Origin of the sequence: Herbiconiux gentiana (assembly GCF_024978135.1) — a bacterium.
GTDB classification, from domain to species: domain Bacteria; phylum Actinomycetota; class Actinomycetes; order Actinomycetales; family Microbacteriaceae; genus Herbiconiux; species Herbiconiux gentiana.
In genome coordinates this window covers 223,792-250,456 of record NZ_JANTEZ010000004.1, presented here as the reverse complement: position 1 = coordinate 250,456, position 26,665 = coordinate 223,792, and the positions used below count along the sequence as shown (strand labels likewise).

General features: G+C 73.3%; 27 protein-coding genes. 16 read left to right on the top strand and 11 right to left on the bottom strand.

The features are described 5' to 3' along the window. The first annotated feature begins 28 nt into the window (after window positions 1-28). Both NVV95_RS11640 and NVV95_RS11635 read left to right on the top strand, forming a co-directional pair. Window positions 29-892, top strand: coding sequence for a glycosyltransferase family 2 protein (locus tag NVV95_RS11640; protein ID WP_259486710.1), 864 nt, complete (start codon window positions 29-31; stop codon window positions 890-892). Between the two features lie 215 nt (window positions 893-1,107). Beyond that, window positions 1,108-2,388 (top strand): CDP-glycerol glycerophosphotransferase family protein, encoded by a 1,281-nt coding sequence (locus NVV95_RS11635; RefSeq protein WP_259486709.1) that lies wholly within the window; start codon window positions 1,108-1,110, stop codon window positions 2,386-2,388. 80 nt (window positions 2,389-2,468) lie between these two features. Here NVV95_RS11635 and NVV95_RS11630 read toward each other — a convergent pair whose 3' ends face one another. Both NVV95_RS11630 and NVV95_RS11625 read right to left on the bottom strand, forming a co-directional pair. Continuing rightward, complete coding sequence (locus NVV95_RS11630) at window positions 2,469-2,687, bottom strand: hypothetical protein (RefSeq protein WP_259486708.1); 219 nt, start codon at window positions 2,685-2,687, stop codon at window positions 2,469-2,471. A 104-nt stretch (window positions 2,688-2,791) separates the two neighbouring features. Beyond that, the gene (locus tag NVV95_RS11625) at window positions 2,792-3,652 is read right to left on the bottom strand and encodes a hypothetical protein (RefSeq protein ID WP_259486707.1); all 861 of its coding nucleotides are present in this window, start codon (window positions 3,650-3,652) and stop codon (window positions 2,792-2,794) included. Window positions 3,653-3,700: 48 nt separating this feature from the next. On the opposite strand from NVV95_RS11625, the gene budA reads away from it, so the two are divergent. The 3 genes from budA to NVV95_RS11610 all read left to right on the top strand — a co-directional run bounded on the left by budA (window position 3,701) and on the right by NVV95_RS11610 (window position 6,033). After that, window positions 3,701-4,438: an acetolactate decarboxylase gene (budA, locus tag NVV95_RS11620; protein ID WP_259486706.1), complete on the top strand. Its 738-nt coding sequence runs from the start codon at window positions 3,701-3,703 to the stop codon at window positions 4,436-4,438. Continuing rightward, on the top strand, window positions 4,435-4,983 hold the full coding sequence (locus tag NVV95_RS11615; RefSeq protein ID WP_259486705.1) for an MOSC domain-containing protein: 549 nt from the start codon (window positions 4,435-4,437) through the stop codon (window positions 4,981-4,983). The genes budA and NVV95_RS11615 overlap by 4 nt, the downstream gene beginning before the upstream one ends. Window positions 4,984-5,067: 84 nt before the next feature. Continuing rightward, window positions 5,068-6,033 carry an LLM class F420-dependent oxidoreductase gene (locus NVV95_RS11610; protein WP_259486704.1) on the top strand — a complete coding sequence of 322 codons (966 nt, stop codon included), beginning with the start codon at window positions 5,068-5,070 and terminating at the stop codon, window positions 6,031-6,033. A gap of 76 nt (window positions 6,034-6,109) precedes the next feature. Here the strand turns inward: NVV95_RS11610 and NVV95_RS11605 are convergent, their stop codons facing one another. Beyond that, window positions 6,110-6,976 carry an SDR family oxidoreductase gene (locus tag NVV95_RS11605; protein WP_259486703.1) on the bottom strand — a complete coding sequence of 289 codons (867 nt, stop codon included), beginning with the start codon at window positions 6,974-6,976 and terminating at the stop codon, window positions 6,110-6,112. A gap of 115 nt (window positions 6,977-7,091) precedes the next feature. Here NVV95_RS11605 and NVV95_RS11600 point away from each other — a divergent pair, with 115 nt between their 5' ends. Further along, window positions 7,092-7,496 carry a winged helix-turn-helix transcriptional regulator gene (locus NVV95_RS11600; RefSeq protein WP_259486702.1) on the top strand — a complete coding sequence of 135 codons (405 nt, stop codon included), beginning with the start codon at window positions 7,092-7,094 and terminating at the stop codon, window positions 7,494-7,496. 11 nt (window positions 7,497-7,507) lie between these two features. Here NVV95_RS11600 and NVV95_RS11595 read toward each other — a convergent pair whose 3' ends face one another. Next, window positions 7,508-8,428, bottom strand: coding sequence for an aminodeoxychorismate lyase (locus NVV95_RS11595; RefSeq protein ID WP_259486701.1), 921 nt, complete (start codon window positions 8,426-8,428; stop codon window positions 7,508-7,510). Window positions 8,429-8,495: 67 nt separating this feature from the next. On the opposite strand from NVV95_RS11595, the gene NVV95_RS11590 reads away from it, so the two are divergent. Continuing rightward, a complete protein-coding gene (locus NVV95_RS11590; protein ID WP_259486700.1) occupies window positions 8,496-10,190 on the top strand; it encodes a CYTH and CHAD domain-containing protein in 1,695 nt (564 codons plus the stop codon). A gap of 58 nt (window positions 10,191-10,248) precedes the next feature. Continuing rightward, the gene (locus NVV95_RS18405; protein WP_269909047.1) at window positions 10,249-12,915 is read left to right on the top strand and encodes an acyltransferase family protein; all 2,667 of its coding nucleotides are present in this window, start codon (window positions 10,249-10,251) and stop codon (window positions 12,913-12,915) included. 22 nt (window positions 12,916-12,937) lie between these two features. Here NVV95_RS18405 and NVV95_RS11575 read toward each other — a convergent pair whose 3' ends face one another. Then, window positions 12,938-14,119 (bottom strand): Na+/H+ antiporter NhaA, encoded by a 1,182-nt coding sequence (locus tag NVV95_RS11575; RefSeq protein ID WP_259486699.1) that lies wholly within the window; start codon window positions 14,117-14,119, stop codon window positions 12,938-12,940. Window positions 14,120-14,252: 133 nt separating this feature from the next. Here NVV95_RS11575 and NVV95_RS11570 point away from each other — a divergent pair, with 133 nt between their 5' ends. From NVV95_RS11570 to NVV95_RS11550, 5 genes are all read left to right on the top strand, one after another. Then, window positions 14,253-14,684 carry an arsenate reductase ArsC gene (locus NVV95_RS11570; protein WP_259486698.1) on the top strand — a complete coding sequence of 144 codons (432 nt, stop codon included), beginning with the start codon at window positions 14,253-14,255 and terminating at the stop codon, window positions 14,682-14,684. A 64-nt stretch (window positions 14,685-14,748) separates the two neighbouring features. After that, window positions 14,749-15,810: a permease gene (locus NVV95_RS11565; RefSeq protein ID WP_259486697.1), complete on the top strand. Its 1,062-nt coding sequence runs from the start codon at window positions 14,749-14,751 to the stop codon at window positions 15,808-15,810. Next, the gene (locus NVV95_RS11560; protein WP_259486696.1) at window positions 15,803-16,594 is read left to right on the top strand and encodes a TIGR03943 family putative permease subunit; all 792 of its coding nucleotides are present in this window, start codon (window positions 15,803-15,805) and stop codon (window positions 16,592-16,594) included. Before NVV95_RS11565 ends, NVV95_RS11560 begins: the two co-directional genes overlap by 8 nt. Continuing rightward, the gene (locus NVV95_RS11555; protein WP_259486695.1) at window positions 16,594-18,093 is read left to right on the top strand and encodes a hypothetical protein; all 1,500 of its coding nucleotides are present in this window, start codon (window positions 16,594-16,596) and stop codon (window positions 18,091-18,093) included. The genes NVV95_RS11560 and NVV95_RS11555 overlap by 1 nt, the downstream gene beginning before the upstream one ends. A gap of 70 nt (window positions 18,094-18,163) precedes the next feature. Further along, complete coding sequence (locus NVV95_RS11550) at window positions 18,164-18,619, top strand: hypothetical protein (RefSeq protein ID WP_259486694.1); 456 nt, start codon at window positions 18,164-18,166, stop codon at window positions 18,617-18,619. Here the strand turns inward: NVV95_RS11550 and NVV95_RS11545 are convergent. After that, window positions 18,588-19,208: a DnaJ family domain-containing protein gene (locus tag NVV95_RS11545; protein WP_375163827.1), complete on the bottom strand. Its 621-nt coding sequence runs from the start codon at window positions 19,206-19,208 to the stop codon at window positions 18,588-18,590. The genes NVV95_RS11550 and NVV95_RS11545 overlap by 32 nt on opposite strands. A gap of 256 nt (window positions 19,209-19,464) precedes the next feature. Here NVV95_RS11545 and NVV95_RS11540 point away from each other — a divergent pair, with 256 nt between their 5' ends. Then, window positions 19,465-19,695 (top strand): hypothetical protein, encoded by a 231-nt coding sequence (locus NVV95_RS11540; protein WP_259486692.1) that lies wholly within the window; start codon window positions 19,465-19,467, stop codon window positions 19,693-19,695. A gap of 73 nt (window positions 19,696-19,768) precedes the next feature. Here the strand turns inward: NVV95_RS11540 and NVV95_RS11535 are convergent, their stop codons facing one another. After that, window positions 19,769-20,074 (bottom strand): hypothetical protein, encoded by a 306-nt coding sequence (locus tag NVV95_RS11535; protein WP_259486691.1) that lies wholly within the window; start codon window positions 20,072-20,074, stop codon window positions 19,769-19,771. A gap of 305 nt (window positions 20,075-20,379) precedes the next feature. Then, complete coding sequence (locus NVV95_RS11530) at window positions 20,380-20,937, bottom strand: putative endonuclease domain-containing protein (RefSeq protein WP_259486690.1); 558 nt, start codon at window positions 20,935-20,937, stop codon at window positions 20,380-20,382. A gap of 992 nt (window positions 20,938-21,929) precedes the next feature. Here NVV95_RS11530 and NVV95_RS11520 point away from each other — a divergent pair. Then, complete coding sequence (locus NVV95_RS11520) at window positions 21,930-22,313, top strand: Rid family detoxifying hydrolase (RefSeq protein ID WP_259486689.1); 384 nt, start codon at window positions 21,930-21,932, stop codon at window positions 22,311-22,313. 61 nt (window positions 22,314-22,374) lie between these two features. Beyond that, window positions 22,375-23,004 (top strand): GIY-YIG nuclease family protein, encoded by a 630-nt coding sequence (locus NVV95_RS11515; RefSeq protein ID WP_259486688.1) that lies wholly within the window; start codon window positions 22,375-22,377, stop codon window positions 23,002-23,004. A 17-nt stretch (window positions 23,005-23,021) separates the two neighbouring features. Here the strand turns inward: NVV95_RS11515 and NVV95_RS11510 are convergent, their stop codons facing one another. The 3 genes from NVV95_RS11510 to NVV95_RS11500 are packed head-to-tail and all read right to left on the bottom strand — an operon-like array spanning window position 23,022 to window position 26,614. Next, window positions 23,022-24,260, bottom strand: coding sequence for an MFS transporter (locus tag NVV95_RS11510; RefSeq protein WP_259486687.1), 1,239 nt, complete (start codon window positions 24,258-24,260; stop codon window positions 23,022-23,024). Next, complete coding sequence (locus NVV95_RS11505; RefSeq protein ID WP_259486686.1) at window positions 24,257-25,576, bottom strand: NAD(P)/FAD-dependent oxidoreductase; 1,320 nt, start codon at window positions 25,574-25,576, stop codon at window positions 24,257-24,259. Before NVV95_RS11505 ends, NVV95_RS11510 begins: the two co-directional genes overlap by 4 nt. Beyond that, window positions 25,577-26,614 carry a helix-turn-helix domain-containing protein gene (locus NVV95_RS11500; protein ID WP_259486685.1) on the bottom strand — a complete coding sequence of 346 codons (1,038 nt, stop codon included), beginning with the start codon at window positions 26,612-26,614 and terminating at the stop codon, window positions 25,577-25,579. Window positions 26,615-26,665: the final 51 nt, after the last annotated feature.

Here is a 26,665-nt window from a genome sequence, read left to right as displayed (position 1 = left end):
GCGGGCGGGCGAACCCTCCGGCGGGTCGGTGCCCACCATCGGCGTGGTGCTGCTCACCCAGGGCACCCGCCCGGCCGAGCTGCGGCGGGGCGCCGAATCGCTGCTCGCCCAGCGGGGTGTCGCGCTCGACATCGTCTGCGTGGGCAACGGGTGGGTTCCCACGGGGTTCCCGGATGCGCTGCGGACCCTGGCCCTGCCCGAGAACGTCGGCATCCCGGCCGGTCGGAACGCCGGGGCCGCGGTCGTCTCCGGCGAGTACGTCTTCTTCCTCGACGACGACGCGAGCCTGCCGTCGCCGACGTTCCTCGCCGACGCCGTCGCGCGGCTGCGCGCCGACCCCTCGATCGGGCTGCTGCAGCCGCGGGTCGTCGATCCCGAGGGGCGCGAGAACCCGCGCCGGTGGGTGCCGCGCATCCGCAAGGGCTCGCCCGAGCAGTCGGGCCCGGTGTTCTCGGTCTGGGAGGGCGCGACGCTCCTGCCGCGCGCCGTCTTCGACCGAACGGGCGGCTGGGCGGCGCCCTTCTTCTACGCGCACGAGGGCATCGAGCTCGCCTGGCGGGTCTGGGACCAGGGGCTCCGCACCTGGTACGAGGGGACACTGGTCGCGAACCACCCGGCGATCGAGCCGAGCCGGCACGCGTACTACTACCGGCTGAACGCCCGGAACCGGGTGTGGCTCGCCAAGCGCAACCTGCCGGCGGTGCTCGTGCCGCTGTACGTGGGGAGTTGGACGGGCATCCAGCTGCTGCGCTGGGCGCGGCGCCCGGCGGCCCTGAAGGCGTGGTTCGGCGGGTGGGCCGAGGGGTGGCGGAGCGACGCGGGGGAGCGGCGGCCGATGTCGTGGCGCACCGTGCTGCGCATGGCAGCGGCCGGGCGGCCACCGATCGTCTGAGCGCCGAGCGGGCCGCGGGGCGGGCGCCGACCGGTCGGCTGAGCGCCGTTCGGCCCGCCGGGGTCGGGCGGCCGCCCACCGGTCATCTGAGCGCAGAGCGGGCGGGACGCGCATCCGCTCGCTCGACAGGTGACGAAGGTCACGATTGCCTAAAGAACCCCTTAGGAGACCCCGATTCGGGGGGTGGCCCCGACGGCCCTCGTTAGCCTTGACGAGTGGGACTGCTGAACGATGCGAAGCTCGGATGGACCGTCGTCCGCGACCTCGTGAAGGCGCGTTCGGTGCGCCGCACCCTCGCCGGTCAGCTCGCCTCGCGGGCCCCGCTGCCCACCCGCCGCTTCGAGATCGGCGTCTACTTCGCCGACGGGCCGGTGAACCTCTACCAGCTGCGGCAGTGGTACGAGCCGCTGGCCGAGCTGGCGAAGACGCATCCCGTCGTGATCCTCAGCCGCAACCCGGCGGGCACCAGCGCCCTGCTCGAGGAGTCGCCGGTGCCGGTGGCGTACGTGCGCACGGTGCGCGACCTCGAGGACTTCCTCGGCGAGCACGACCTCAAGATCGTGCTGTACGTCAATCAGAACGCTCGCAACTTCCAGATGATGCGCTACGGCCGCCGGTGGCACGTGTTCATCAATCACGGTGAGAGCGACAAGATGTACATGACCACGAACCAGTTCAAGGCCTACGACTACAGCTTCGTGGCCGGCGACGCCGCGATCGCCCGACTGCAGCGGGTGCTCTGGGACTTCGACTTCGACAAGCGCGCGCTGCCGATCGGGCGGCCGCAGGCCGACCACTACTCGGGTCGCACGCCGTTCACGCCCGACGAGCGCACGGTCGTGCTCTACGCCCCCACCTGGGAGGGCGACCGCTCGGCCGCCGCCTATGGGTCGATCGCCTCGCACGGCGTGGCTCTGGTGCGCGACGTGCTCGCCTCTCCGGCGCACCGGTTGATCTACCGGCCGCACCCGCGGAGCGGGGTGCTCGACCCGGCCTACGCGGCGGCGAACCGGTCGATCGTGCAGGCGATCGCGGCGGCGAACCGGGCCGATCCCTCGGCGCAGCACGTGCACGACACGGGCGCGGAGCTCGGCTGGCAGCTCGCGGCCGCCGACATCGCGATCGTCGACGTCTCGGCGATGGTCTACGACCGGCTCGCGACGGGGAAGCCGCTGCTCATCACGCGCCCCGTGTCGCCCGAGGCGCAGATCGACATGGGCGGGTACCTGTCGGACTGCGAGTGGCTGACCGCCGAGGAGGCACCGCGGGTGCGGGCGCGGCTCGACGAGCTCTCGCACGACTCGGCGGCGGGGGTGCGGCTCGGCCGCTGGGTGCGGCACTACTTCGGCGACACGACGCCCGGGGCGGCGACGGCCCGTTTCCACGGGGCCGTCGAGCATCTGCTGGCCGAGTGGGACCGCAACGCCGCGCTGCACGCGCGCGACGAGCCGGTCGCGCTGGGCGACACCGAGGCCGAGCCCGACGAACGCGACTGAGGCGCGGCGCGGGGCGCGCTAGCGGGTGCCGGCGCGGGGCGGGGCGGCGCTAGAGGCTTCCGGCACGGGGCTGCGCGGCGCTAGCGGGTGCCGGCGCGTGCGACGAAGTACTTCGCCACGATGACCGCGACACCGGCGATCAGCAGGAACACCGCGGCCGTGACGAGCATCGGCGTGAAGTCGTAGCCCGTCTCGGCGAGCACGGGGCGCGCCTCGTCGTCGGACGCGAACGCGGCCGACGAGCCGAAGCCGACGAGGGCCAGGGTGGCGAGCACGGCGGCGGCGACACGGTACTTCATGACGACCCCCCTCTGCTGACGAACCACTCGACCGATGATCGATCGACGAGCTTATATACCCTCGATCGCCTCCAGGCTACCACTGCCAGCTAGGGCACAGGAGTCTAGATGCGGATGTCGGGCACAGCGCTTTCGTTCTGCGGCCCGTCGCCGCGCGGTCCGGGTGCCTCGATCGCGGCCTGGCGGCGGCGGGGCAGGATGCGCTTCACGCCCTTCCTCGTCGAGCCGTCGTCGATGGCCTTCTCGGTCCGGTCCGGCTTCCCGGCCTTCGCCGCCTTCGGTGCCTTGACCGTGATGGCGAGCGCCTCCGGGAACGTGATCGGTGGCGCCCCGAACGCCGACCGCGCCGACTGGATGACCGTGCGGCCGAGCATCAGGTTGCCCACGCCGCCGATCGCGGCCCCCACGCCGAACGGGATGGCGCGACCGACGGCGTTCGTGCCCTGCCCGATCGCGAAGCGCTTGAGGAACACCTTCTTCACCTGGTCGGCGACGGGCCCCACGACGAACTGCGGGAGGCTCGAGGTGACGACCTGGCCCCAGTAGGCGTTCCGGCCGACCCCACCGGTGGCCTGCCCCGCGATCTGCTTGAGCAGGTCACTGCCTGCCTTGCCCATGATCAGGGTCATCACGAGCGCGCGGGCGCGGTCGGGGTCGTCGACCGCGATGCCGTGCACCTCGGTGACCGACTGCGCGAACAGCGCGGTGGTCTCCAGGAAGCCCGCGGTCTCGACCGCCGAGAGGCCGAGCGACACGCCCGTGCCGACGAACGGGAACATCGCGCTCGCCCCGACGGCGGCGCCGCCGCTGGTCACCGCGGTGACGTAGCGCCGCTCGAGGATGGCGAGCAGCTGCTCGGGCGTGGCGTTCGGGTGCAGCCGGCGGATGCCGCGCAGATGCGCGAGCACGGCCGGACGATGGACGCTCAGCAGGAGGTCGATGTTGCGCTCGAGACGTGTGGGCATATCTCTACTCTGGTGCGTTCCGCTGGGATGTGCGCGAGAATGCCCCTCATGCGCCGATTCCGGGCCGAGAAGGCCGTGCAGCAGTACTCCGTCGTCGACGCGCTGGTCGCGGGCCTGTTCGACGGGGAGTTCACCGTCGCCGAGGTCGCCCGCGGTGGCGACTTCGGCCTGGGTTGCGGCGACCACATGGACGGCGAGCTGGTAGTGCTCGACGGCGTGTTCCGCCTGTTCCACGGCGACGGCACGGTCACGGTGCTGCCGCCCGACGAGACCCTCGCGTTCGCCGAGGTGGTGTCGTTCCAGGCCGACTCCTCCGAGCCCCTCGAGGCCGTCGCCGACCTCGCCGCGCTGATCGCGGAGATGCAGGCCCGCACCGTCAGCGAGAACGTCTTCCACGCCGTGCGCTTCGAGGGCCGCTTCGCCTCGGTGGCGCTGCGCGAGGCCAGACGGCAGACCGAACCCTACCTCCCGCTGGCCGAGGCCGTGCACGACCAGCGCGAGGTGACGGTGACGGATGCGGTGGGCACCCTCGTGGGGTTCGTCGCCCCGTCCTTCTTCCAGGGCGTGAGCGTCGCGGGCACGCACCTGCACTTCGTGAGCGCCTCGGGCGAGGTCGGGGGACACGTGCTGGGGCTGGAGGGCGCCACGGGCGAGCTCGCGATCGAGACGTACTTCGGCGTGAGCATCCGCCTACCGCAGTCGGCGGCGTACCTCGGCGCCGACCTCGAGGGGGGTGCCGAGGCCGACGCGGCCATCCGGCACGCCGAGAGCGACCACCAGCGGTGACCCGGTACGACGTCGAGATCGTGCACCTGCTGGCGTCGCCGCTGCACCGGTACGAGGGGCGGCCGGCCGACGGGCCGCTGCCCGCCGCGGCGGGGGTCGACGAGAGCCGCGAGGCGATCGAGGTGCGCGCGGGCCTCGGCATCGTCGGCGACCGGTTCTTCGGGCGGAGCGCGGCGCACCGCACCTCGGCCGTGACGGTGATGGCCGTCGAGTCGCTGGAATGGGTGCAGCAGGCGCTCGGGGTGGCGACGCCGTTCGACCTGGCAACACCGCGGCGCAACATCCTGCTGCGCGGGGTCGACGTCGACGCGCTGCGCGGCGAGGAGTTCGGCCTCGACTCGGGCGAGGGGGAGGTGCTCTTCCAGGGGCACCGTGCGGCGAGCCCGTGCGGGTGGATGAACGTGGTGCTGGCCGAGGGCGCGCACAAGGCCCTGCGCGGCCGGGGTGGGGTGCGCTGCGAGCCGCTGTCGAGCGGAACTCTGAGGGTGGGGCCGGCGGTGCTGCGCAGCCGCGCATCCGTCGCCTGGCAGCCGACGCTCGTCTAGCACCCGGCTGGTGCGTGTTCTGCCCGGTGGTGCCAGCGTGGAGGGCACCATCGTGCAGAAAGACGTGCAGAACAGGAGAACCCCATGGTGCGCTTCGGCTACACCCTGATGACCGAGCAGAGCGGTCCGAAAGACCTCGTGCGCTACGCCGTCGCCGCCGAGGAGGTGGGCTTCGACTTCGAGGTGTCGAGCGACCACTACTCGCCGTGGCTGACGGAGCAGGGGCACGCCTCGTACGCGTGGACCGTGCTGGGCGCCGTCGCCCAGGCCACCTCGCGGGTGGAGCTCGCGACCTACGTCACCTGCCCCACCGTGCGCTACCACCCGGCCGTCGTGGCGCAGAAGGCCGCGACGCTGCAGCTGCTGTCCGACGGTCGCTTCATCCTGGGCCTCGGCTCGGGCGAGAACCTCAACGAGCACGTCGTGGGCGAGGGGTGGCCCGCTGTGTCGGCGCGGCAGGACATGCTCGAGGAGGCCATCCACATCATCCGCGAGTTGCACACCGGCGAGCTGACGACCTGGGAGGGCGAGTACTTCCGCGTCGACTCGGCGCGCATCTGGGACCTCCCCGACGAGGGCGTGCCGATCGCGCTCGCCGTGTCGGGGGAGAAGTCGGTGGCGCGCTTCGCACCGCTCGGCGACCACCTCGTGGCGGTCGAACCCGACGCCTCGCTCGTCGAGGGCTGGACGAAGGCCGCGGGCAAGCCCTCGCGCTCGATCGGGCAGATCCCGATCTGCTGGGGCACCGACAAGGAGGCGGCGATCGAGAAGGCGCACGCCCAGTTCCGCTGGTTCGGGGGCGGATGGTCGGTGAACGCCGATCTGCCGACCCCCGCGGGGTTCGCGGCGGCCAGCCAGTTCGTGCGACCCGACGACGTGGCCGGCTCGATCGCGTGCGGACCGGATCTCGACGAGATCGCCGAGAGCTTCCGCCCCTACCTCGAGGCCGGCTTCACCGACATCGCGCTGGTGCAGGTGGGCGACGAGGGCCAGGACGAGTTCCTCGCGACGGCCGCCGCCCCGCTCCTGGAGAAGCTCCGCGCGCTCTGACGGCGATCGAGTTGCCCCTTTCCGCCCTATTTCGGCGGTTTTGGGGCGGAAAGGGGCAACTCGATCGGGCGGGGTCTCAGTTGGTGGCGGCGAGGGCCGTGAGGTAGGACCCGAGGGGCTGGGTCGGGTGGCCGATCAAGCGGGCGAGGTCGCCCGAGGTCTCGCCGAGCAGGCCGTCGCGGATGTTGCCGTCGAGGGCGACCACGAAGCCCGCCGTGCCCTCGTCGAGGCCGGCGCCCTTCAGCACCTCGAGGTGCTCCTCGGGCGAGACCGAGCGGTAGACGACCTCGCGCCCGCTCGCGGCGGAGGCGGCCGCGGCGAAGTCGTCGCCCGACCAGGCCGTGTCGCCCGCGAGCTCGTAGACCGCTCCGACGTGGCCGTCGCTCGTCAGCACCGCGGCGATCGCCTCGGCGTAGTCGGTGCGCGGGGCGCTCGCGACGCGGCCCTCGCCCGTACTCGCGAGGTAGACGCCCGACTGCACGGCCTGCGCGTAGGAGCCGTCGTAGTTCTCGTGGTACCAGCCGTTGCGGAGCACGGTGGCGGGCACGCCGGAGGCGACGATGGCCTCCTCGGTCGCCTTGTGCTCGGGGGCCAGGATGAGCGCGCTGTCGCTCGCCTTCGGCGCGCTCGTGTAGACGAGCTGCGTCACGCCGGCCCGGGCGGCCGCGTCGATCGCGTTCTGGTGCTGGGCGGCACGCTGGCCGACCTCGCTGCCCGAGACGAGCACGAACTTCTCGGCGCCCGCGAGAGCGGCGTCGAGCGTCGCGGGGTCGGTGAAGTCGATCACGGCGGTGCGCACGCCGGTGGCCTCGGCGAGGGCGGCGAGCTTCTCGGGCGTGCGGCCGGCGGCCACGATGTCGGAGGCGGCGACACCCCGCGCGAGCAGGTGCTCGACGGCGAGGCGGCCGAGGTGGCCGGTGGCTCCGGAGACGACGATGGTCATGATGATCCTTTCGGGGCCCCGCTCGGGGCCGGTGTCCTGAGGAGAACTGCTGGACCCCGACCATACTTCCCGATCGGCAGTACCCACTTTCCGGTAAGTACCTTAGGGTGGGGTCATGGCCGAGCGCATCTGGGACGAGATCCACTCCGACACCCCGTCGGTCGAGGGCAACCCCTTCGCCTCGGGGTGCCTCAGCCGCGTGGTGCTCGACCACGTGACGAGCAAGTGGGGCGTGCTCGTGCTGGCCGCGCTGGCGGCCGAGCCGATGCGCTGGGGGCAGCTGCACCGCTACGTCGAGGGCATCAGCGAGAAGATGCTCGCCCAGACGCTCCGTCAGCTCGAGGGCGACGGCTTCGTGCTGCGCCAGTCGGCCGGCACCGTGCCGCCGCGGGTCGACTACAGCCTCACGCCGCTCGGTGCCGAGCTGGCCGAGCTGCTCATCCCGCTCGTGCGCTGGGTGGGCGACAACGTGCAGCGCACGACGCTCGCGCAGGGCAGCGAGCTGGCCGAGACGGCTTAGTCGCCCCCGCCTCAGTGCTCGCCGAGGTACTCGTTCAGCCGCGCGGTGAGCTCCCGGTCGACGCATTTGGCCACACCGTCGAGCTCGACCACCGGCACGGCGCGACGGATGCTCGAGACCAGCCACAGCGCATCCGCCCGCCCCAGCTCGCTGCTGCGCAACCGCTTCGCCCCGGTTTCGTAGCCGAGCTCCTCGAGCAGGGCGAACGCCCGACGCTGGGTGGTTCCGGGCAAGATGCCGAGCTCCGCCGACGGCGTCACGAACCGGTCGCCCTCCCGCAGCAGCACGCTCGCGGTGGGGGCCTCGAGCACGAAGCCGTCGGAGCTGGTGAAGATCACGTCATCGGCACCTCGCCGCTTCGCCTCGCGGATGGCCGCCGTGTTCACCGCGTACGACAGCGTCTTCGCGCCCTGCAGCAGCCAGGGCGAGGTGGTGGCCACGTCGTGCCGGTAGCCGCGGTCGAGGGTGACCACGCGCACGCCCTCCACGCGTTCGCGGCTGAAGTCGCGGCCGGGCTGGGCGACGATCCAGCCGGTCGGGGTGTCTTTCCCCTCGATGCCGCGGGTGAGCACGAGCTTCACGGCGAGCAGTTCGACGGGCGGATGCGCGGCCACCGCCGCGTCGAAGGCCGCCCGCCACACCGCCCGATCCGGTTCGGGCAGGTCGAGCAGCCGCGCCGAGGCCGCGAAGCGGTCGAGGTGCGCGTCGATCGCCGGCGCCGCGCCTTGGGAGACCATCACGGTCTCGAACTCGCCGTCGCCGCGGGTAACCCCGAGATCGAGCACGCTGAGGTGGGGGAGGGTCGGGTCGGCCTGCACGAAGGGGGCCGGCCGCGCATCCGTCGACTCGGAGGGCCTGCCGGGCGAGCCGCTCGAGCCCGCGGGCTCGCCGACGACCGGCCGGGTGACCAGAATGAGTACGGGGACGGACACGCCTTCAGTGTGCTCCGCATTCCCGCCCGCGAAAGCGGAACTCGCCGTGAAGGGACAGACCTGGGCAATGGCTCACACCAGTCAGATCGAGATCGAACGCAAGTACGCGGTGGAGGGCGATCGCGCGCTCCCCGCGCTGCAGGGGGTCGGCGCGGGCGCCGGGGTCGTGCGGGTGACGAGCCTCGAGCCCTTCACGCTGGAGGCGGTCTACTTCGACACCGCCGATGCCGCGCTGGCACGGGCGAGGATCGCGCTGCGGCGCCGGCGGGGCGGCCACGACGAGGGCTGGCACGTGAAGCTGCCGGCGGCCGAGGGGCGCACGGAGCTGCAGTTCCCGCTGGGGTCGGGCGACTCCACGGCGGTACCGGCCGAGGTGGCCGAGGTCGTGCGCGTGCACGTGCGCGACCACGAGCTGACGCCGTTGGCGCAGGTCGTCACCACCCGGCGCGTGACCGAGCTGCTCGACGCCGAGGGCGGGCTGGTGGCCGAGATCGCCGACGACGCGGTGCAGGCGACGGATGCCCGCCAGGGCACCGCCCGCGTCTGGCACGAGTGGGAGGCCGAGCTCGGCCCCGCCGGGCCGGCGACCGTCGAGGGTCGCACCGCGCTGCTCGACGAGCTGGAGGAGCACCTGCTCGCGGCCGGAGCCACCGTCTCACCGAGCGTCTCGAAGCTGGCCCAGGCGCTCGGTCGCACCGGGCTCGGTGCGGACGCGCCCGCCTCGTCGCCGACCGGTGCGCCGACGGCTGCGGACACCGTGCGGGCCGGAGTCGCCGAGCTCGTCGCGCGGCTGATCGAGCTCGACCCCGCCGTGCGGCGGGACGACGAGGATGCGGTGCACCGGTTCCGGACGACGGTGCGGCGGCTGCGGAACGTGCTCGCGATCCACCGTGGCGTCGTCGACCAGGCGGCGGTGGCGGGCATCCGGGACCGGCTCTCGCGGCTCGGCTCGGTGCTCGGCGAGGTGCGCGACCTCGAGGTGCGGGCCGAGTGGGCTGCGCGGGAGCTCGAGGCGATCGCCCGCGAGCGCGGGGTGGACGATGCGGCCGCGACGCGCCGGCTGGTCGAGGACACGCGGGCGGAGCATGGCGAGGCACATGAGCGGCTCGTGCGGGTGCTGGGGCAGGGGCCGTACTTCCGGCTGCTCGAGGAGCTCGAGGGGCTGACGGCGGGCGGGGGTACGGGGTCGGCCGGGGTCGCGGGGGGCGCGGCGGGCGCGGGGGGCGCGGCGGGCGCGGGGGGCGCGGCGGGCGCGAGTGCGGTCTCGGCGGATGCCGCGGCCCGGCCGGCGCAGGTCGCGGCGCCGTCGCCGAAGAAGGAGGCGAAGGAGGCCCTGCACCGCACCGGCCGCCGGGCGCTCGCCCGGGCCGCCCGCCTGCGGGACGCGCTGCCCGAGTCGCCGGGCGTGGAGGCATCCGAGCTGGTCGCCGAGGCCGAGGCGCTCGGAGCGCTGCACGACTCGCGCAAGGCGGCCCGGCGGCTGCGGCACGCCGCCGAGTTCTCGACGGAGGGTGCCGCCGCCGTGCTCGGCCGGGCGGCCGTGTCGGTCGGTGAGACCGCCGAGGAGCTGCAGGACGCGCTCGGCCGCCACCGCGACGCGTCGCTGTTCGCCGAGTTCGTGCTGCTCACCTCGCGTCGGGCCGAGGCGGCCGGCGAGGCCTCGTTCACCTACGGCGCGCTCTACCAGCGCTCGCTCGACGAGGCACGGCGCGCGCTCGAGCAGGCCGAGGCGGCGCGCAAGGCCCTCCGCCGCCGCCTCTGACGTGCTCGCCGGGGCGCGACACAGAGAGCGCTCTCCAGGCCGCTAGGATTCTCACGCCATGAACTCGCGCCGCCGTGACATCCAGGGGCTGCGGGCCCTCGCCGTGATCGCCGTGATCCTCGACCACGTCATCGGCTGGCCCCTCGGCGGCTTCGCCGGCGTCGACGTGTTCTTCGTCATCTCGGGCTTCCTCATCACGGGGCTGCTCGTGCGCGACGCCGCCGCCGGCACCCTGTCGCTCGGCCGCTTCTACGCCAAGCGCCTGCGCCGCATCGCCCCGGCCGCCGTGACGGTGCTCGTCGTCACCACCGCCCTCGCGTGGCTGCTGTTCAATCAGCCGCGCTTCTGGTCCACCGCCTGGGACACCGTCTCCGCCCTCCTGTTCGTCTCGAACTGGCGGTTCGCCGCCGAGGGCACCGACTACTTTCACCAGGGTGACGCGGTGTCGCCGCTGCAGCACTTCTGGTCGCTCTCGGTGGAGGAGCAGTTCTACCTCGTCTGGCCGGTGCTCGTGGTGCTGCTCATCGCCCTGGTCGGCCGGCGCGTGGTCACGATCGGGGCGGCGGAGGACGGGGCATCCGCTCGCCCGGTGGACGAACAGCGGACGATGCGGCGGCAGCGGGTGGTGCTCGGGCTGGTGCTCGCGGCGCTGGCCGCGGGGTCGTTCGCGGTGGCGCTGTGGCAGAGCACCGAGAACCCCACGGTCGCCTACTTCTCGACCCTGACCCGGGTGTGGGAGCTCGCGTTCGGCGGGCTGCTCGCCGTCGCCGCGCCCCTGTTCGCCCGGCTGCCCACGGCGGTGCGGTTCATGCTCGGCTGGCTGGGGCTCGGGGGCATCGTCGCGTCGCTGCTGCTGGTCGACTCGAGCCTGGCGTTCCCGGGGCCGTGGGCGGCTCCGGCGGTGGTCGCCACCGCCGCGGTCATCGTGGCGGGCATCGGCGGGCGGCAGCCGTGGCTGTTCCCGCTCGAGAACCCCGTCAGCGGATTCCTCGGCGACATCTCCTACTCCCTCTACCTCTGGCACTTCCCGGTGCTCGTGTTCGTGCTGCTGCTCGTGCCCGAGCAGTCGCTCACCGTGACGATCGCCGTGCTGGCGCTGACGCTCGCCGTGTCGCTCGTGGCGTACTTCCTGATCGAGCAGCCGCTGCACCGCTCGCCGTGGCTGCGGGGCCGCGAGCTGCTCGAGAGTCCGGCGACACCCGCTGTCGAGGGGCCGGGTGCGCCCGCGTCCGAGAAGCCGGTGGCTTCCGCGCCCACGGGGTCGGCAAAGCCCGCGTCCGAGCCGGTCGAGAGCCAGGATGCTCGGGAGACCGACACCGACGACGCCCCCGTCGTCGCCTCCCGGCCCGCGGTCGCCGTCGCCTCCGAACCGCCGCGTGCGGTTGTGGCCGCGCGGGCGGGGTCGCCGGTGTCCGACCGGGTGCGTGCCCGCGCGCTGGCCGCGGAGGCGGAGCGGGCGCGGCTCCGCGCCGAGCTGGCCGCCTCCGCCTCCGCCTCGGCGACCGTGCCGGCGTCTGCGAGTCCCTCTTCGCGGCCCGTTGCGTCGACGCCCGCCGGCTCGCCGACCGGGCGGCAGAACGTCGAACCCGAGGCAGGCGACCGCGGCGACCGCGACGACCGCGGGCGCCTCCGCGACGCCCGCCGCGGTGCGTGGCAGGCCTGGCGCGAGCGCTTCGGCGCGCAGTTCCTCGGCGCCGGCCTCGGGTTGGTCGTGATCGTCGTGGTCGTCGCCGTGACCGTGCAGCTCTCGGTCAAGGGCGAGGGTCCGCTGCCGCTCGCGGTGCCGAGCGGGGTTCCCGCGGCGGGGCTGGGTGGGGACGGGCATCCGGAACCCGCAGCGACCGGCGACGACCAGCCGGGCGACGCCGCCCCCGTGAACCCCGAGGACGAGCTGCAGGCCGAGCTCTGGAACGCCGCCTCGGCCACCGAGTGGCCCTCGAACCTCTCGCCCTCGATGGACGCCGCCATCTCGGAGACATCCAGCCGCAACCCCGCGAAGGGCTGCTTCGACCTCGGCGGCACCCCCGACTTCGGGCGCTGCACCTGGGGCAGCGGCGACGCCCCGAACCATCTGTACCTCGTGGGAGACTCGACGGCGCTGGCCTACGCGCCGGCGTTCCGGGAGATCGCCGACCGCAGCGGCGGGCAGTGGAAGGTGACGACCGTCGGCCTGTACGGCTGCCGCTTCACCGACGTGCTCGTGCAGAACGACGGCGACGGCGTGATGGACGCCTGCCCGCAGCGGAAGGCCGACGTCGCCGCCCAGATCGCCGCCGACGCGCCGCAGCTCGTCGTGGTGTCGAACGCCTACGCGCTCGGCAACGCGGCCGACCGGCAGCCGCTGACCGTCGCCCAGCTGGTGGGATCCACGCTCTCGCTGGCGTCGCGTTTCGACACGCCGGGCCACGTCGTCTACCTCGCCCCGCCGCCGCTGGGTGCGAACCTCGGCGCCTGCTACTCGCCCGTGAAGAGCCCGCAGGACTGCACGGCCGGGGTCGACGGCGCGTGGAACGATTTCCAGAACTCGTTCACCGCCGCGGTCGCCGCGCAGGGCACGGGCGACCACGTCGTCAGCTCGCTCGGCTTCACCTGCGTCGAGGGCTTCTGCCCGGCCTTCGCGGGCACGATCCCGACGCGCTACGACCAGGTGCACATGACGCCCGAGTACGCGGTTCGGGTGGCCGAGTCGATCCGCTGGGAGCTCGGGGCGCAGGGCCTCATGTAGGGCGCCGGATGCCCGGCCGGCGTCAGGCGGCGGCGATACGGCGCTCGGCCTCGAGTCGCAGGCGGCGCAGCCGTCGGTGCGTGCCCGCGAGCGTCGACACGAGCACGGCCGCGACCACGATGGAGATGCTGGACCCGAGCAGCACGGCGAGCGTGCCCTCGTCGGCGACCTCGGGCTGCCCCGCGAACGCCAGCTCGTTCATCAGCAGCGACACCGTGAACCCCACCCCGCCGAGCGCGCCCGCGGCGAGCAGCCCGTGCAGTGACAGCTGGGGCCGCCTCTCGCGCGGCCCGACGAAGCTCGACAGCCACCCGCCGAAGCCGATGCCGATCAGCTTGCCCACCGGCAGCGCGATCAGGATGCCCCAGAACGGCGCCGCCAGCTCGCTCGGCGCCACCTGAGGGATCGCGACGAGCGCGGCCGAGAACGCGAACAGCGGCAGGATGGCCCCGTTCGTGATCGGCTCCAGGTGGTGGCGGAGGTGCAGGGCGTGCTTCCGCGCCATGGCGAGCCCGAGGGCGACACCGGCGATCGTGGCGTGCACGCCCGAGAGGTAGACGAGCGACCACGTCAGGGCGGCGGTGACGACCAGGGCGGCGGCCACGAGCATCCGGAACCTGGTGCCCAGCAGCCGGCTCAGCAGACCGAACACGGCGACACCCACTGCGCCCGCGGCGATCAGCAGCAGGTTCGGGTCGGCGGTGAAGAACACGGCGATGATGAGGATCGCGACGATGTCGTCGAGGGTCGCGAGCGCCAGGATGAAGATGCGCAGCCGCGACGGGATGCCCTTCCCGAACACCGCGAGCACCCCGAGCGCGAACGCGATGTCGGTGGCCGTCGGGATCGGCCAGCCGCCCTCGTAGCCCGATCCGGCGGTGACGAGCAGGAAGATCAGCGCGGGCACGATCACCCCGCCGAGCGCCGCGATGGCCGGGCGCACCGCCTTCGAGACGGAGTTCAGCTGCCCGACCGCGAACTCGTTCTTCAGCTCGACGGCGACCACGAAGAAGAACACCGCGAGGAGGCCGTCGCTGATCCAGTGGCCGACCGACAGGTCGAGGGGCGTGCCGGGGACGCCCAGGCGAGTGTCTTGCAGGGCCATCAACCCGGGGCCGACGGGGGTGTTCGCCGCGATCAGGCCGAGCGCTGCGGCGGCGAGGAGGAGGAACGCGGCGACGCGCTCGGAGCGGATGACGGCCATGCGGTGTCCTTGCTGCCACGGGTGGTGGCTCGGTGGGGCATCGAGAGCGGTCACCCGACCGCCCGCCGACCAGACTTCCCGGCACACCGGAGGTCAGTCTACCGGGGAGGGGTGTTCACCAGCCGCGTCTAGGATGTCGCTGACCGACCCCGAGGAGCCCGTCGTGACCGATGCCCGACCCGCCGTGCTGTTCGTCTGTGTGCACAACGCCGGCCGCTCCCAGATGGCCGCCGGGTATCTGCGTGCCCTCGCCGGTGACCGCATCGAGGTGTTCTCGGCCGGCAGCGAGCCGGGCGACGCCATCAACCCCGCGGCTGTCGCCGTGATGGCCGAGGAGGGTATCGACCTCACGGGCGCGGTGCCGCAGATCCTCACGACCGATGCCGTGCGGCAGGCCGACGTCGTCATCACGATGGGCTGCGGTGACGCCTGCCCGATCTTCCCCGGCAAGCGGTACGAGGACTGGGAGCTCACCGATCCGGCGGGGCAGCCGATCTCGGTCGTGAGGGACGTGCGCGACGACATCCGCGGGCGGGTCGAGGGGCTCATCGCGAGCCTCGTCTGAGGCCCGCCGCCCCGACACGGCTCTCCCAGGATCGTGCGACGGGGCTGCCCTACGCTGTGTCATTGTGACGAGCGACGTGCTGCCGCCCCGCACCCGGGCACCCGGATCGCGGGCACCCCGGTCCCGGGCCGCGCTGCGCGGTCTCGTCGTCGGCGCCGTTCTCGCGGTCGCGTTGCTCGTGCTCCGGGCCGTCTCGGCGACGTGGGGGGCGGATGCGCTTCCCGACCGCATCCGGGACTTCGTCACCCTCTCGGTGAGCGTCGTGATCGAGTCGCTGCCGTTCGTGTTCCTCGGCATCCTGATCTCGGTGGTCGTGCGGTTCTGGGTGCCCGACCACGTGATCCACCGCATCATGCCCCGGAACCCGGCGCTCCGGCGCGTGGTGATCTCGCTCGTCGGCGTGCTGCTGCCCGTCTGCGAGTGCGGAAACGTGCCGCTCGCCCGCGGCTTCATGATGAAGGGGTTCAGCGTCCCCGAGGCGATGACCTTCCTGCTCGCGGCGCCCATCCTGAACCCCGTGACCATCGTCACGACCTACCAGGCCTTCGGCTGGAACGACGGCATCCTGATCGGGCGCATCGCCGGCGGCTTCGTGATCGCGAACCTCGTCGGCTGGCTGTTCAGCCGGCACCCGCGACCGGAGCTGCTGCTGACACCCGCCTTCGAGGAGGCCTGCCGCGTCGGCGACGACGACGGCCACGGGCACGGGCGGGCCGGTCAGCTGACGAAGCTGCGCCGCGGCGTGGTGGCCTTCGCCGACGAGACCTCGACGATGCTGCCGGCACTGATCGTCGGCTCGGCGATCGCGGGGGCCATCCAGGTCGGGCTCTCGCGCGACGTGCTCACCGCGCTGGGCGGCAACCCGATCTGGTCGGTGCTGGCGCTGATGATTCTGGCCTTCGTGATCGCCATCTGCTCGAACGTCGACGCCTTCTTCATCCTCGCGTTCGGGTCCACCTTCCTTCCGGGCGGTGTCGTCGCGTTCCTGGTCTTCGGGGCCATGGTCGACGTGAAGATGATCACCCTGCTGCGCACCACCTTCACGACCGGCGCCCTCGTGCGGCTCGTCGCGGTGGTGGCCCTCGCCTCCCTCGCCCTCGGATTCGGAGTGAACCTTCTTGCGTGACCGACTGCTGACCCGCTGGCGCGGCATCCTGCTCTCCCTCGTGGGGATCGTCGCCATCATCTGGCTCGCCGTGACCGGGCAGCTGGGGCTGTACATCCACCCGCGGTACTACGAGTTCACGGTGGTGATGGCGGTGCTCGCGGGGGTCGTGGTGCTGGCGGCGTTCTCGGTGGTGCCGGGGGCGGGGGAGGGCGAGGGCGAGCACGACGGGCACGCCGACCACGAGCATCCGCCCGCCGCCCCCGGCCCCCGCCGACGTCGCGACACCGTGTGGGCCGTCGCCGCCGGTGTCGTGATCGCCGCCACCGTCGGAGCCCTGCTGATCGTGCCGCCGTCGACGCTCACCACCGCCACCGTCGACCAGCGCGACCTGAACGCCTCGGCCGCCGTCACCGACACCGGCGCGACCGAGACGCTCGTCGGCAGCGACACCTCGGGCTTCACGATCAAGGACTGGGCGTCGCTGCTGCGCCAGGGCGCGGGCGAGGACTACTTCGCCGGGAAGACCGCCACCCTCACCGGCTTCGTGACCCCCGACCCCGACGCGCCCGAGGACGTCTTCTACGTAGCCCGCTTCGTCGTCACCTGCTGCGCCGTCGACGCGCAGCCGGTCGGCGTGCCCGTCTACCTGCCGGGATGGAAGGACAGCTACGCGGTCGACTCGTGGGTCGAGGCATCCGGCACCTTCGGAACGAACCCCGGCACCGCGAGCGCGCAGGCCATCGTCTTCGAGCCGGCCGAGATCACGCCGGTCGACCAGCCGGCCGAGCCGTACGTCTACTGATGGCCGATCGCACGCCGCCGCCCGACCGACCGCGGCCCGACCGCGTGCGGGCCGATCGACTCCCGCTGACCGGCGCCCCGCGCGCGCGGGCCGAGCGCTCGCAGTTCCGCCGCTTCCGTCGCACCAGCGCCGCCACCCTGCTCGTGCTGGCCGTGGCGGCCGCCGGTCTCGGCACCGCCGCCGTGCTTCGCGGCCCGACGCTCCAGGCCGGCTCCGTCAACCCGGCCGCCACGATCGCGCGCCCCGACCAGCGCCTCGTGCTGCACGCCGACCAGTCGCTGCAACCGGTCGACGCCGCCCAGGTGAGCGTCATCCCCGAGACCCCCTTCTCGGTCGAGTCGTCGGGTGCCGACGTGACGCTGACCTTCGGCGGCATCCTCGACTACGCCACCGACTACGAGGTGCGGGTCGACGGCGTCACGGGCGAGGGCACGGGCCTCACGGGCTCGATCGACTACTCGTTCCGCACGCCCGACATCGACGTCTACAGCCTCCTCCGACGCGGAGGTGCAGCGGCCGGCGCCGACAAGCCCGACGACCAAATCCTGCGTTCGGGCCTGTCCTCGGGCGCCGACTCGTCGACCGACGTGGTGCTCGAAGCCCCGCGCATCCAGCAGTACGCGGTCGCGGGCGATGCGCTGGCCGTGATCCTGCTCGATGCCGAAGGCGGCAGCACGCTCGCGGTCTCCCAGGCCGGTGCGACGCCGGCGACGGTCTTCACGCCGACGGGATCGCGCATCCAGAACCTGCACGCCTCGACGACGGCCGGCCTCTTCGGCTACACGGTGAACGGCGGCACGGATGCGCAGGGCCGCGACTATCAGAACGCCCTGTTCACCTTCGACCCGCTCGACGCGTCGGGGCGTCCGAAGGAGGTGACCGGCTTCGACGGGGCGCCGCTCCGGGTCGTGGACTGGCAGTTCGTGCCGGGCAGTTCGTCGCTCGTCGCGCAGAGCACCGACCAGCAGCTCTACCTCATCGACCCGCTCGGCAGCGGCGGGCCCACCCCGCTCGGGCGCCACGTCGAGATGCGCGATTTCCTCGCCGGAGGGCTGAAGCTCGTGGTCGCCGATCCGGCGGGCACCTCGACCATCGACCTGGCCGACGGCGTCGTCGAGCCTCTCGACCAGGCGGTTCCGGATGCGGATCCCGCCCTCTACCCGGCCGCCATCGCCACCCTGCCGAACGGGGCCACGGTGCGGCAGTACGACGCGGTCGACTACTCGTCGGGGTCGGCGGCGCAGTCGTCGGTGATCCTCTACGCGGATGCGGACGGCACCCGCGAGCTCTACCGGCCCGCGGCGGCCGGGTCGCGCATCCGGAGCTTCTGCCTGTCGCCGAACGGGCAGTATCTGGCGGTCGAGACCATCGCGGCCGGGGCCGTGGGGGACGGGTACGCGCTGCCGGGGTACTCGGAGATGACGACGTACTTCGTGGCGGTCGCCGACGGGTCGGTCGAGCGGGGGGTGCCGGGGTTCCAGGCGGATTGGTGCGGGTAGGGGGCGTCGCCCCTCTGCGTGCGACGATCCTGTTCACCCACCGGACACCCGGGTCAGGGACGATGGTGGCGTGCAGAGGCTGCTTCTCGGGGTGATCGCCTGGCCGGTGGTGGGCGTGGTCGTGCTGCTCGTGAGCGTCGGCGTGGGCGGCGGCGGATGGGACATGTCGATCGGCGCAGCGCTCGGGGTGCTCGGGGGGACCGCGGGTGCCTACGCGGTGTGCGGGCTCGTCGTCTGGGTGCCGGTGGCGGCGTGGCTGGTGCGGCGCGGTGCGCGGCACGTCGCGGCGGCGCTGCTGCTCGCCGGCCTGGGGGTGGTGGTCGGGGGAGGGATCACGGCGGTGCTGGTGCTGCTGTCGGGGAACGCGAGCTGGCCGGGGTCGCTCGGGATCGTCGTGCGGGAGGCCGGTGGGGCGGGGGTGGCGTCGGTGGTGGGGTGGCTACTGGTCGTCGCGGTCGTGGTCGTGGCGGATCGACGGCGTGCGGGTCGCAGCGTCACCAGCCGTCGCGCAGGCGACGAGCCCTGAGGGCACGGCGTCGTTCGCGCCACGGCAGGGCGGCGAGCTCGGCGTCCTCCCGCTCGCGGGCCTCCCGCGCCAGGCGTCCGCGCTCCTCGCGCCGGTGCCTCCACGCGTCGACCTCCTCGTCGGCGTCGCGTGTCGCCGTGACCACGGGTGGCCCGCCCTGCAGCTGGCGCCGGGCCTCGACGATCCGCCGGTTGAAGTCGGCGATCACCTCGCGCACCCCGTGCTCGCTGTGGATGGCGTCGAGCCGACCTTCGAGCTCCGCGTCCTCGGTGCGCAGCGTCAGTGCCGGGGGCCCCAGGCCGGTCAGGCGCTCGCGTTCGATCTTCTGGCGTATCCACCAGTCCGGGTCGTAGGTGCCGCCGAGCCCGGTCAGCGGCTTGCCGGCCCCCGGCAGATCGTCGAAGTCGCCGCGGCGCATGGCCTGAGCGATCTGGATCTCGACGTACTGCGACCGCTGCTCCATCGTCGGTCGCCCGGCGTCGTCGGATTCGCCGTCGATGTCGGTGCCGGTGTCGCTGCCCGTGCGGTAGCGGGCGGCCCTCAGCCGCGGATCGGCCGTCCGCCCGTCGTCTCGCTTCTTGTCCTGCACCACCTCATCCAGCGTAAGACGTTTCCACCGTTCTCGGTCCAGCCCCTCGTTCCCGGGCGGCTCTGCGGGAGCATTCCTCCGAGCTCCGGTGTTCCGCCCCGTGCCCGTGCCCGTGCCCGTCCCCGTGCCCGTGCCCGTCACGAATCGACACATGACGACGCGACCGCGTCACATCGGATGCTCGCCCCACCCCCTTCGCCTACGGTGACCTGCACGGGCCGCCGGGGGCGACCCACCCACCGCGAGGAGACCTCTCATGACGACCAGCATCTGGACGGCACCGCTCATCACCCACCGCCGCCACCTCCATTCCCGCATCGACGCGATCGCCGGCCCCTCCCCGGCAGCGGCCGCCCGCCTGCGCCTCGAGCTCTACACGCTCACCCACCAGGCCGACACGGGCGCGCTCGACGCCGACCTCCTGGCCCTCGGCCTCGCCGAACTCGACGCGGCCCTCACCCGCGCCTCCCCACCCCGCGCCGCCTGAGCGGCTTATTACTGCCGGCGCGTCCACCGTCTGCGGCGTGTTCCCGCCGACACTGCGGCCCGGCGGCACGGTGCTACCGGCCAGTCGCATCCAGGTCGTCGTTCGGACGCTCGGGGAAGTCGGCCGAGCTCGGCGGGGTGTCGTCGAGGAGGTAGACCCGGTCCGCTGCGTCCGGGCGCAGGCTGCTGCCGCGCGCCGACGGAGATCGCTGCGACCTGGGGCCTCCGGTGCGATTTCGCTTCGGGCCAGAGGAAAACTCGCCCCGTCGGGCGGCTGCGGCTATCCGGATGAGTCGCCAGCCGATCACTGCGCCGACCACGAGCACCACCGCGACCACGACGACCCAGAAGGTCAGCCCGACCCGGTCCACCCACTCCATGCGTTCAGGCTAGTCGCCGCTGCTTCCGAGCCCGGCGACCGTCATCACGGCGGGCAGGCCGGCACCAGCCAGATCTTCAGATTCCCAGATCCGACCGCCAGATCCGAAGTCCGGCGGTGGGCCTGCGGGCACAGGTCAGACCCCACTTCGCCAGTTCGCCAGTCTGGTGGGCGGGTGAGCACAGGTCAGACCCCACTTCGCCAGTTCACCAGTCCACCAATCTGCCGGCGGGTGGGCACAGGGCAGACCGCATGGCCGCTCGCCCTATCCGGGGGCTGAGCAGGTGGGCAGGGGAGCGCGCGGGGTCAGCGGAGGTAGGCGTTGACGAAGAGGTCGCCGCGGATGGCGCGGAGGACCTCGACGAGGTCGTCGACGACGCGGTTCGTGACGCCCGACGCGACGATGTCGTGGGGGCCGATCGGCTGCAGCTTGCCGCAGCGCACGCGGATCACCTCCCAGTCGACGGCGCGGAGCATCCGGTCCTTTCGGCGGTCGGTGTCCTCACGGGGGCCGACGTGTTCGAGACCGAAGCGGCCGACCGTGTCGTACTCGATCGCGACGCGCAGCTCGGGGATGACGATGTCGGGCCAGACCTCCGTGCGCCCGAAGAACGGCCGGGTGACCGCGACGGCGTTCGCCCGCTCGGGCGACAGGTCGAGGTCGAAGCGCTCGCTCAGACGTGCGCGCAGATCGGCCTCGGCGGCGGACGCCGTGCGCGGCGCCCGCGTGCTGTGGAACGGGTCGCCGGCGCGATGCCGCGGGTCGGTGCGAACGTCCTCGCTCCGGAGCTCCATCCCGCTGCCGGTCTCGGTCTCCGGCAGCCCCATCGAGGGCGGTGGCGGATGCTCGACCCCGGCGCTCACCGGAGGCACCTCCGGAAGCGGCGGCACGATGAACGGGACGCCGGCCAGCCGCACGATTCCCTGCCGAGCCCGCCGCCCCGCCGCCGACACCCCGGGCGGCACCGGCGGCGCCGGATCAGCTGCCCGCCCCGACCTCGGCGCCCCCCGATACACGGTGGACCCCGCGGCCCGCGCCCGCCCCGAGCGCCGCCCACCCCCGGCCGGGTGTGGGCCGACGGATGGGTCTCCGGTGGAGGCGGCCGGGGGGAAAGAATCGTGTGGGTTTGCGCGGAGTGGGCCTCCGGAAGAGCCGGGGGAGCGGTGGCGCGGACTGCCGGGCGAGGAAGGTGAGGGGGAGGGGCGGTGCGAGCTGTGCGCAGTCGGGCCGTCGGGTGGGACCGAGGGGGAGGAGTGGTGGGAGTGGGTGGCGGTCGGGCCGTCGGGTGGGACCGAGGGGCCCGGGAAGGGCTTGGGCGGGCGGCGGGGGGCCGCGAGGTCGGAGCAGGTGGGGCACCAGACGGAGCGGCGGCGCTGGCCGCCTCCGGGGCGGGAGCGCTGCTCGGCAGGAGTAGCGATGAAGATGTGGCCCGACTCGCACTGCCAGGTGAGGTACACGTCGGCCGCGGGCGGGACCTGGGTGAGGGTTATCATCCGATTCAAATCGGGGTGGTACTGCCGAACCAGCACGGGGTAGCGGGCCCAGTCGTCGCGGTAGGTGCCCACGGCGTAGGGCACGTCGCTGCCCTTCGAGCGCTGGCGTCGCGACCACCAGGCGTCGATGCTCTCGGGCACGCCCGCGCTCCTCTCCGACCGCACCGCCACGGCCGCTCCGACCCTACGGTCGACCACCGACATCCAGCGCTTCCTGCTCGGGCGGGGTGTTGCACAGTGTCCGGGCCGGCGCGCCCCGGTACCCCCACCCGGGTGCGCGATCACAGCACCGGCCGCAGCAATGACCACAGCAACAGCCGCGGCGGCAGCGGCGGCGGCAGCCGCCGTGGCAGGATCGGGGCATGCCCCGACGCCCCCTCGACGCCCCCGACGCGCCCCGCGCGGTCGGCCCCTACTCGCACGCCGCCTCGGGTGGGGGCCGCGAGCTGCTCTACCTCTCGGGCCAGACCCCCATCGACCCCGCCACCGGACGCCTCGTCGACGGCGGCATCGCCGCCCAGACCGAGCGGGTCTTCGCCAATCTCGGCCTCGTGCTCGCCGCCGCCGGGCGCACCCTAGCCGACGCCGTCAAGGTGAACGTCTACCTCATCTCGATGGAGGACTTCGCGGCCATGAACGAGGTCTACGAGCGGATGTTCGACACGCCCTATCCCGCCCGCACCACCGTCGCCGTCGCCGGCCTCCCGCTCGGCGCCCGGGTCGAGATCGAGCTCGTCGCGGCCTGAACCGACCCGCGCGCCGGCGCCGACGCGCGCCGGTGTCGGCGGCCCGGGGTACCGTGACGCCATGGCAGATCAGCGCGACCCCGCGGCGGTCGACGGGTGCGGGGCGCTCGCCCCGGGCGCCGGTCTCGGCGCGGGTACGGGCGCGGGTACGGGAACGGCCCAAGGCCGATGCGGCGCGACCGTCGTCGTCGAAGCGGGGCTGGGGCTCTGCGAGGAGCACCTGCTCCGCGCATCCGAGTGGGTGGCCGGCGAGGTGGGGGTGACCGACGTTCTGCCGTCGCCGTGTCCGGCGTGCGGGTCACGGCTCGGTGTGCGGTGGCCGTCGGGGTGGCTCTGCGCGGTGTGCGAGTGGCGGCTGCACGATCATCCCGACCCGGATGCGCGGCCGGTGCGCGTCGACGTCGTGTACTACATCCGCTCTCGAGGGCGCATCAAGATCGGCACGTCGGCCAACCCGCGCTCGCGGCTGGGGCAGCTGCGCTACGAGGAGCTGCTGGCGTTCGAGCGCGGCGACCGGCGTCTGGAGCAGCAGCGACATCAGCAGTTCGCCGCCCACCGCGCGGGGCGTGAGTGGTTCGACGAGCACGACGCGCTGCTGGCGCACATCGACGTGCTGCGCGCCGGCGCCACCGACCCGTGGGATCAGCACCGCCGCTGGCTCAGCGAAGCAGCCGCCCTGGCCGGCCACTGAAGAGAGACCAAAAAGCCCTAAGCCCGCCGCCGCATCACCACCGTCGCCACCGTCGTCGCCACCAGCACCAGCCCCACGAACACCACCAGCGCCACGATCGCCGGCACGAACGTCAGCGCCGCGCCCACCCCGAGCGCCGGCACCGCGAGCCCGGCGTACGCGATCAGGAACACCAGCGCCAGCGTCTCGCCCCGCCGCTTCGGGTCGGCCAATCCGATCGCCGTGCCGAGCGCCCCCTTGAACAGCAGCCCCACCCCGAGCCCGGCCACGACCCCGCCCACGAGGAACAGCGCGAGCACGGGCAGCAGCGCCCCCGCGGCGACGAGCACCAGGCCGGTCGTGCAGCCGAGCAGGGCGATGGTGAGCTGCGCGCGCATCCGGAGCTTGACCAGGGCGAGCTGCCCGAGGGCTGCTGCGGCGAACACCGAGAACGACACGGCGCCCGCCAGCAGGTGGTCGGGGGAGTCGAAGGTCACGACGAGGAAGGTCGGTGCGAGCGAGGAGAACAGGCCGAACACGGCGAAGGCCGAGAACGCGCCGAACGCCGCCACGGCGAAGGCGCGGCCCGAGCCGGCGGGCACCGAGAGCCGCTGCGGGCGGTACCGCGGGCGGTCGTCGCCCGTGGGCACGTCGACCGTCTCGGGCACGAGCAGCAGCACGACGGCGGCGACGATGAGCACCACGAGGAACACGAGGTGCGGCAGCATCAGCGGGTCGGGCAGGAACTCGGCGAAGAGCCCGCCGATCAGCGGCCCGAGAGCGAGGCCGCCGAGGTTCGCGGCGCCCGACACCGACGCCGCGACGATGTTGTTCTCGTCGGGCTTCGCGCGGGCCCGAAGCTCGCCGAGATGCGCCGTGGCCGTAGCGGTGAGGATGCCGATGCTCGCGCCGTTGACGAAGCGCGCCACGAGCAGCCCGGGCACCTCGGTGAAGAAGAGGAACAGCACGGCCGACAGCGCCGACACGAGCACGGCCACGAGCAGCACCCGGCGCCGGCCGAGCCAGTCGCTGACGTGCCCCGCCAGATAGAGGCTCACCATCACGCCGACGGCGTAGGCGGCGAAGATCATCGTCACGACGAAGGGCGGGAAGCCGTCGCGCTGCTCGTAGAGCGGGTAGAGCGGCGTCGGCACGGTCGAGTAGGCCATGACGAGCAGGAAGGTGACGGCCACGATCCAGAAGGCGGGCCCGTGGGCGACCGCGAAGCGACGTGCGGCGGCATCGGGAGCGGCCGGCGACGGGCGGACGCCGCTCATCCGAACGTCTCCGCGAGGTACCGATGCGCGAAGGTGACGGCCATCGCCCCTTCGCCCACCGCCGACGCCACGCGTTTCACCGAGTTCTGCCGCACGTCGCCGGCCGCGAACGACCCCGGCACGCTGGTCTCGAGGAAGAACGGCGGCCGCTCCAACGGCCAGACGCCGAGGTCGTCGGCCGTGAGGTCGGGTCCGGTCACGAGGTAGCCGAGCCGGTCGCGCACGATCGGGGTGGTCTTCGCCCACTCCGTGTCGGGCGCCCCGCCGATGCACACGAACACCCGCGACGCCGCGACCTCCTCGCGCCACCCCGTGCGGCTGTTCTCGAGCGTCAGCCCGGTCAGCGCGTCGTCTCCGTGCAGCGCGGTGATGCGGGTGTCGAGGCGGATGTCGACGTTCGCCTGCGCCGTCACCCGCGTCGCGAGGTAGCTGGAGAGCGTGGCGCTGAGATCCGCACCGCGCACGAGCATCGTGACCCGGGCGGCATGGGCGGCCAGGTTCATCACGGCTTGACCGGCCGAGTTGCCGCCGCCGACGACGAAGACGTGCTCGCCCGCGCACTCGGGCGCCTCGCTCGTGCCGGCGCCGTAGTAGACGCCGAGGCCGAGCAGCTCGTCCTCGCGGTCGAGGCCGAGGCGGCGCCACTCGACGCCGGTGGCGCAGATGTTTGAGCGGGCGACGAGGGTGCTGCCGTCGGCGAGCCGGGCGTGGATGCGGCCGTCATGGAACTCACCCTGCACCCCGGCCCGCATCATGAGCAGCTCGGCGCCGAACTCCACGGCCTGCTGCCTGGCTCGTTCGGCGAGATCGGCGCCCGCGATGCCGTGGGGGAAGCCGAGGTAGTTCTCGATCAGGCTGCTGCAGCCGGCCTGGCCGCCGACGGCCTCGCGCTCGACGACCACGACCCGCAGGCCCTCGGACGCGGCGTACACGGCGGCCGACAGCCCGGCGGGGCCGGCGCCGTAGATCGACAGGTCGTACTCGGCGAGCTTCGGCGCCTCCACCCAGCCGAGGCGGGTGGCGATCTCGGCGAGGCCGGGGTCGCTCAGCCGGGTGCCGTCGGGCAGGTCGACGACCGGCAGCCGGGCGGCGGCGAGCGGCACGCCGAGGATGCTCCGGCACTGCTCGTCGGAGGCGAGCGTCGTCCAGGTGAAGTCGACGACGCTGCGGGTGAGGAAGTCGCGGATGGCGTAGGCGTCGCGGCTGCGTCGTTCGCCGTACAGGTGCACGGTGCGCGGATGCTCGCTGGCAGGGGCGCGGCCGGGGCTACCGGGGGCCCGGCCGGCGCTGGCGGCGACGCTGTCGATCTCGCCCATCTACGCCCGCCCGGTCGCTTCCCAGAACCGGATCAGCTTCAGGCACAGGTGCAGCGTGCTCCGCTGCATCCCGTCGTCGAGCGCCGCCTTCACGACCTCCGGCATGTTCTCGAGGCGGTAGTAGAGCGTCGTGCGGTGGATGTGCAGCAGCTCGCAGGCGTCCCGCACCTGCCCGCAGACGTCGAGGTAGGTCTCGACGGTGGTGCGCTGCAGCGGGTCGCCCTCGACGCAGAGCCGGTGCGCCGCGGGGGAGAAGGTCGCGAGCTGACGCCGGTCGCCCACGATCGCCGACAGCATCGCCCACGCGCCCAGCTCACTGATGTCGGCGCCGGGGCCGAGCTGCGGCAGCGCCGAGATGATCGCGGCGGCGGTGCAGGCCTGGTCGACGGCGGTCTGCAGGTCGTCGTCGGCACGGTCGTGGTGGGCCGAGCCGATCGCGGCGACGGGCATGCCGTAGCGCGCCGCCTCGCGGCGCACCGTGGCGTCGAGCGCCTCGCGATCACCCGCCCGGCCCACGACGATCAGCGCGTCGCCGCACTCGCCGAGGAAGGCGAAACCGGGGGAGCGGAGGGCGCCGAGGTGACGCCCGAACGCCACGCGCTCCACGTGCGAGCGGTCGAGGCCCACCATGACGGCCCGCACCACGGTGCCGGGGCCGCGCTCGAGGAACCGCTTCGCGACGGCGTCGGAGAACGCGCGACGCCTGGTCGACGGGTCGGCCGAGAGCAGGCGGCGCAGCACGGCCGGCCGGCTCGTGCCCTCCCCGGCGTCCTCCCCCTCGGCCGCGAGCAGTCCGCGCAGCAGCGATCCGGCCGCCTCGATCGCGGCGTAGTCCGCCGAGGTGAGCGGCGGCAGGTCGCCCGTGAGCAGCCACAGGATGGCCACGGTGCCCGACTCGTCGCGGATCGGCACGGCCAGCCGCTCCCGCTGCTCGTCGCCCTGCTCGCTGGCGGCCAGGGGGCGATAGGCGAGATCGTTGACCACCACGGAGCGACCCAGCGATTCGGCGAGTTCGTCGACGACGTCTTGGATTCTCATGCCCTCAGGGTAGGAAGCCCGTCCGGCGAGGCGCGTGGCCCTTCCGCTACC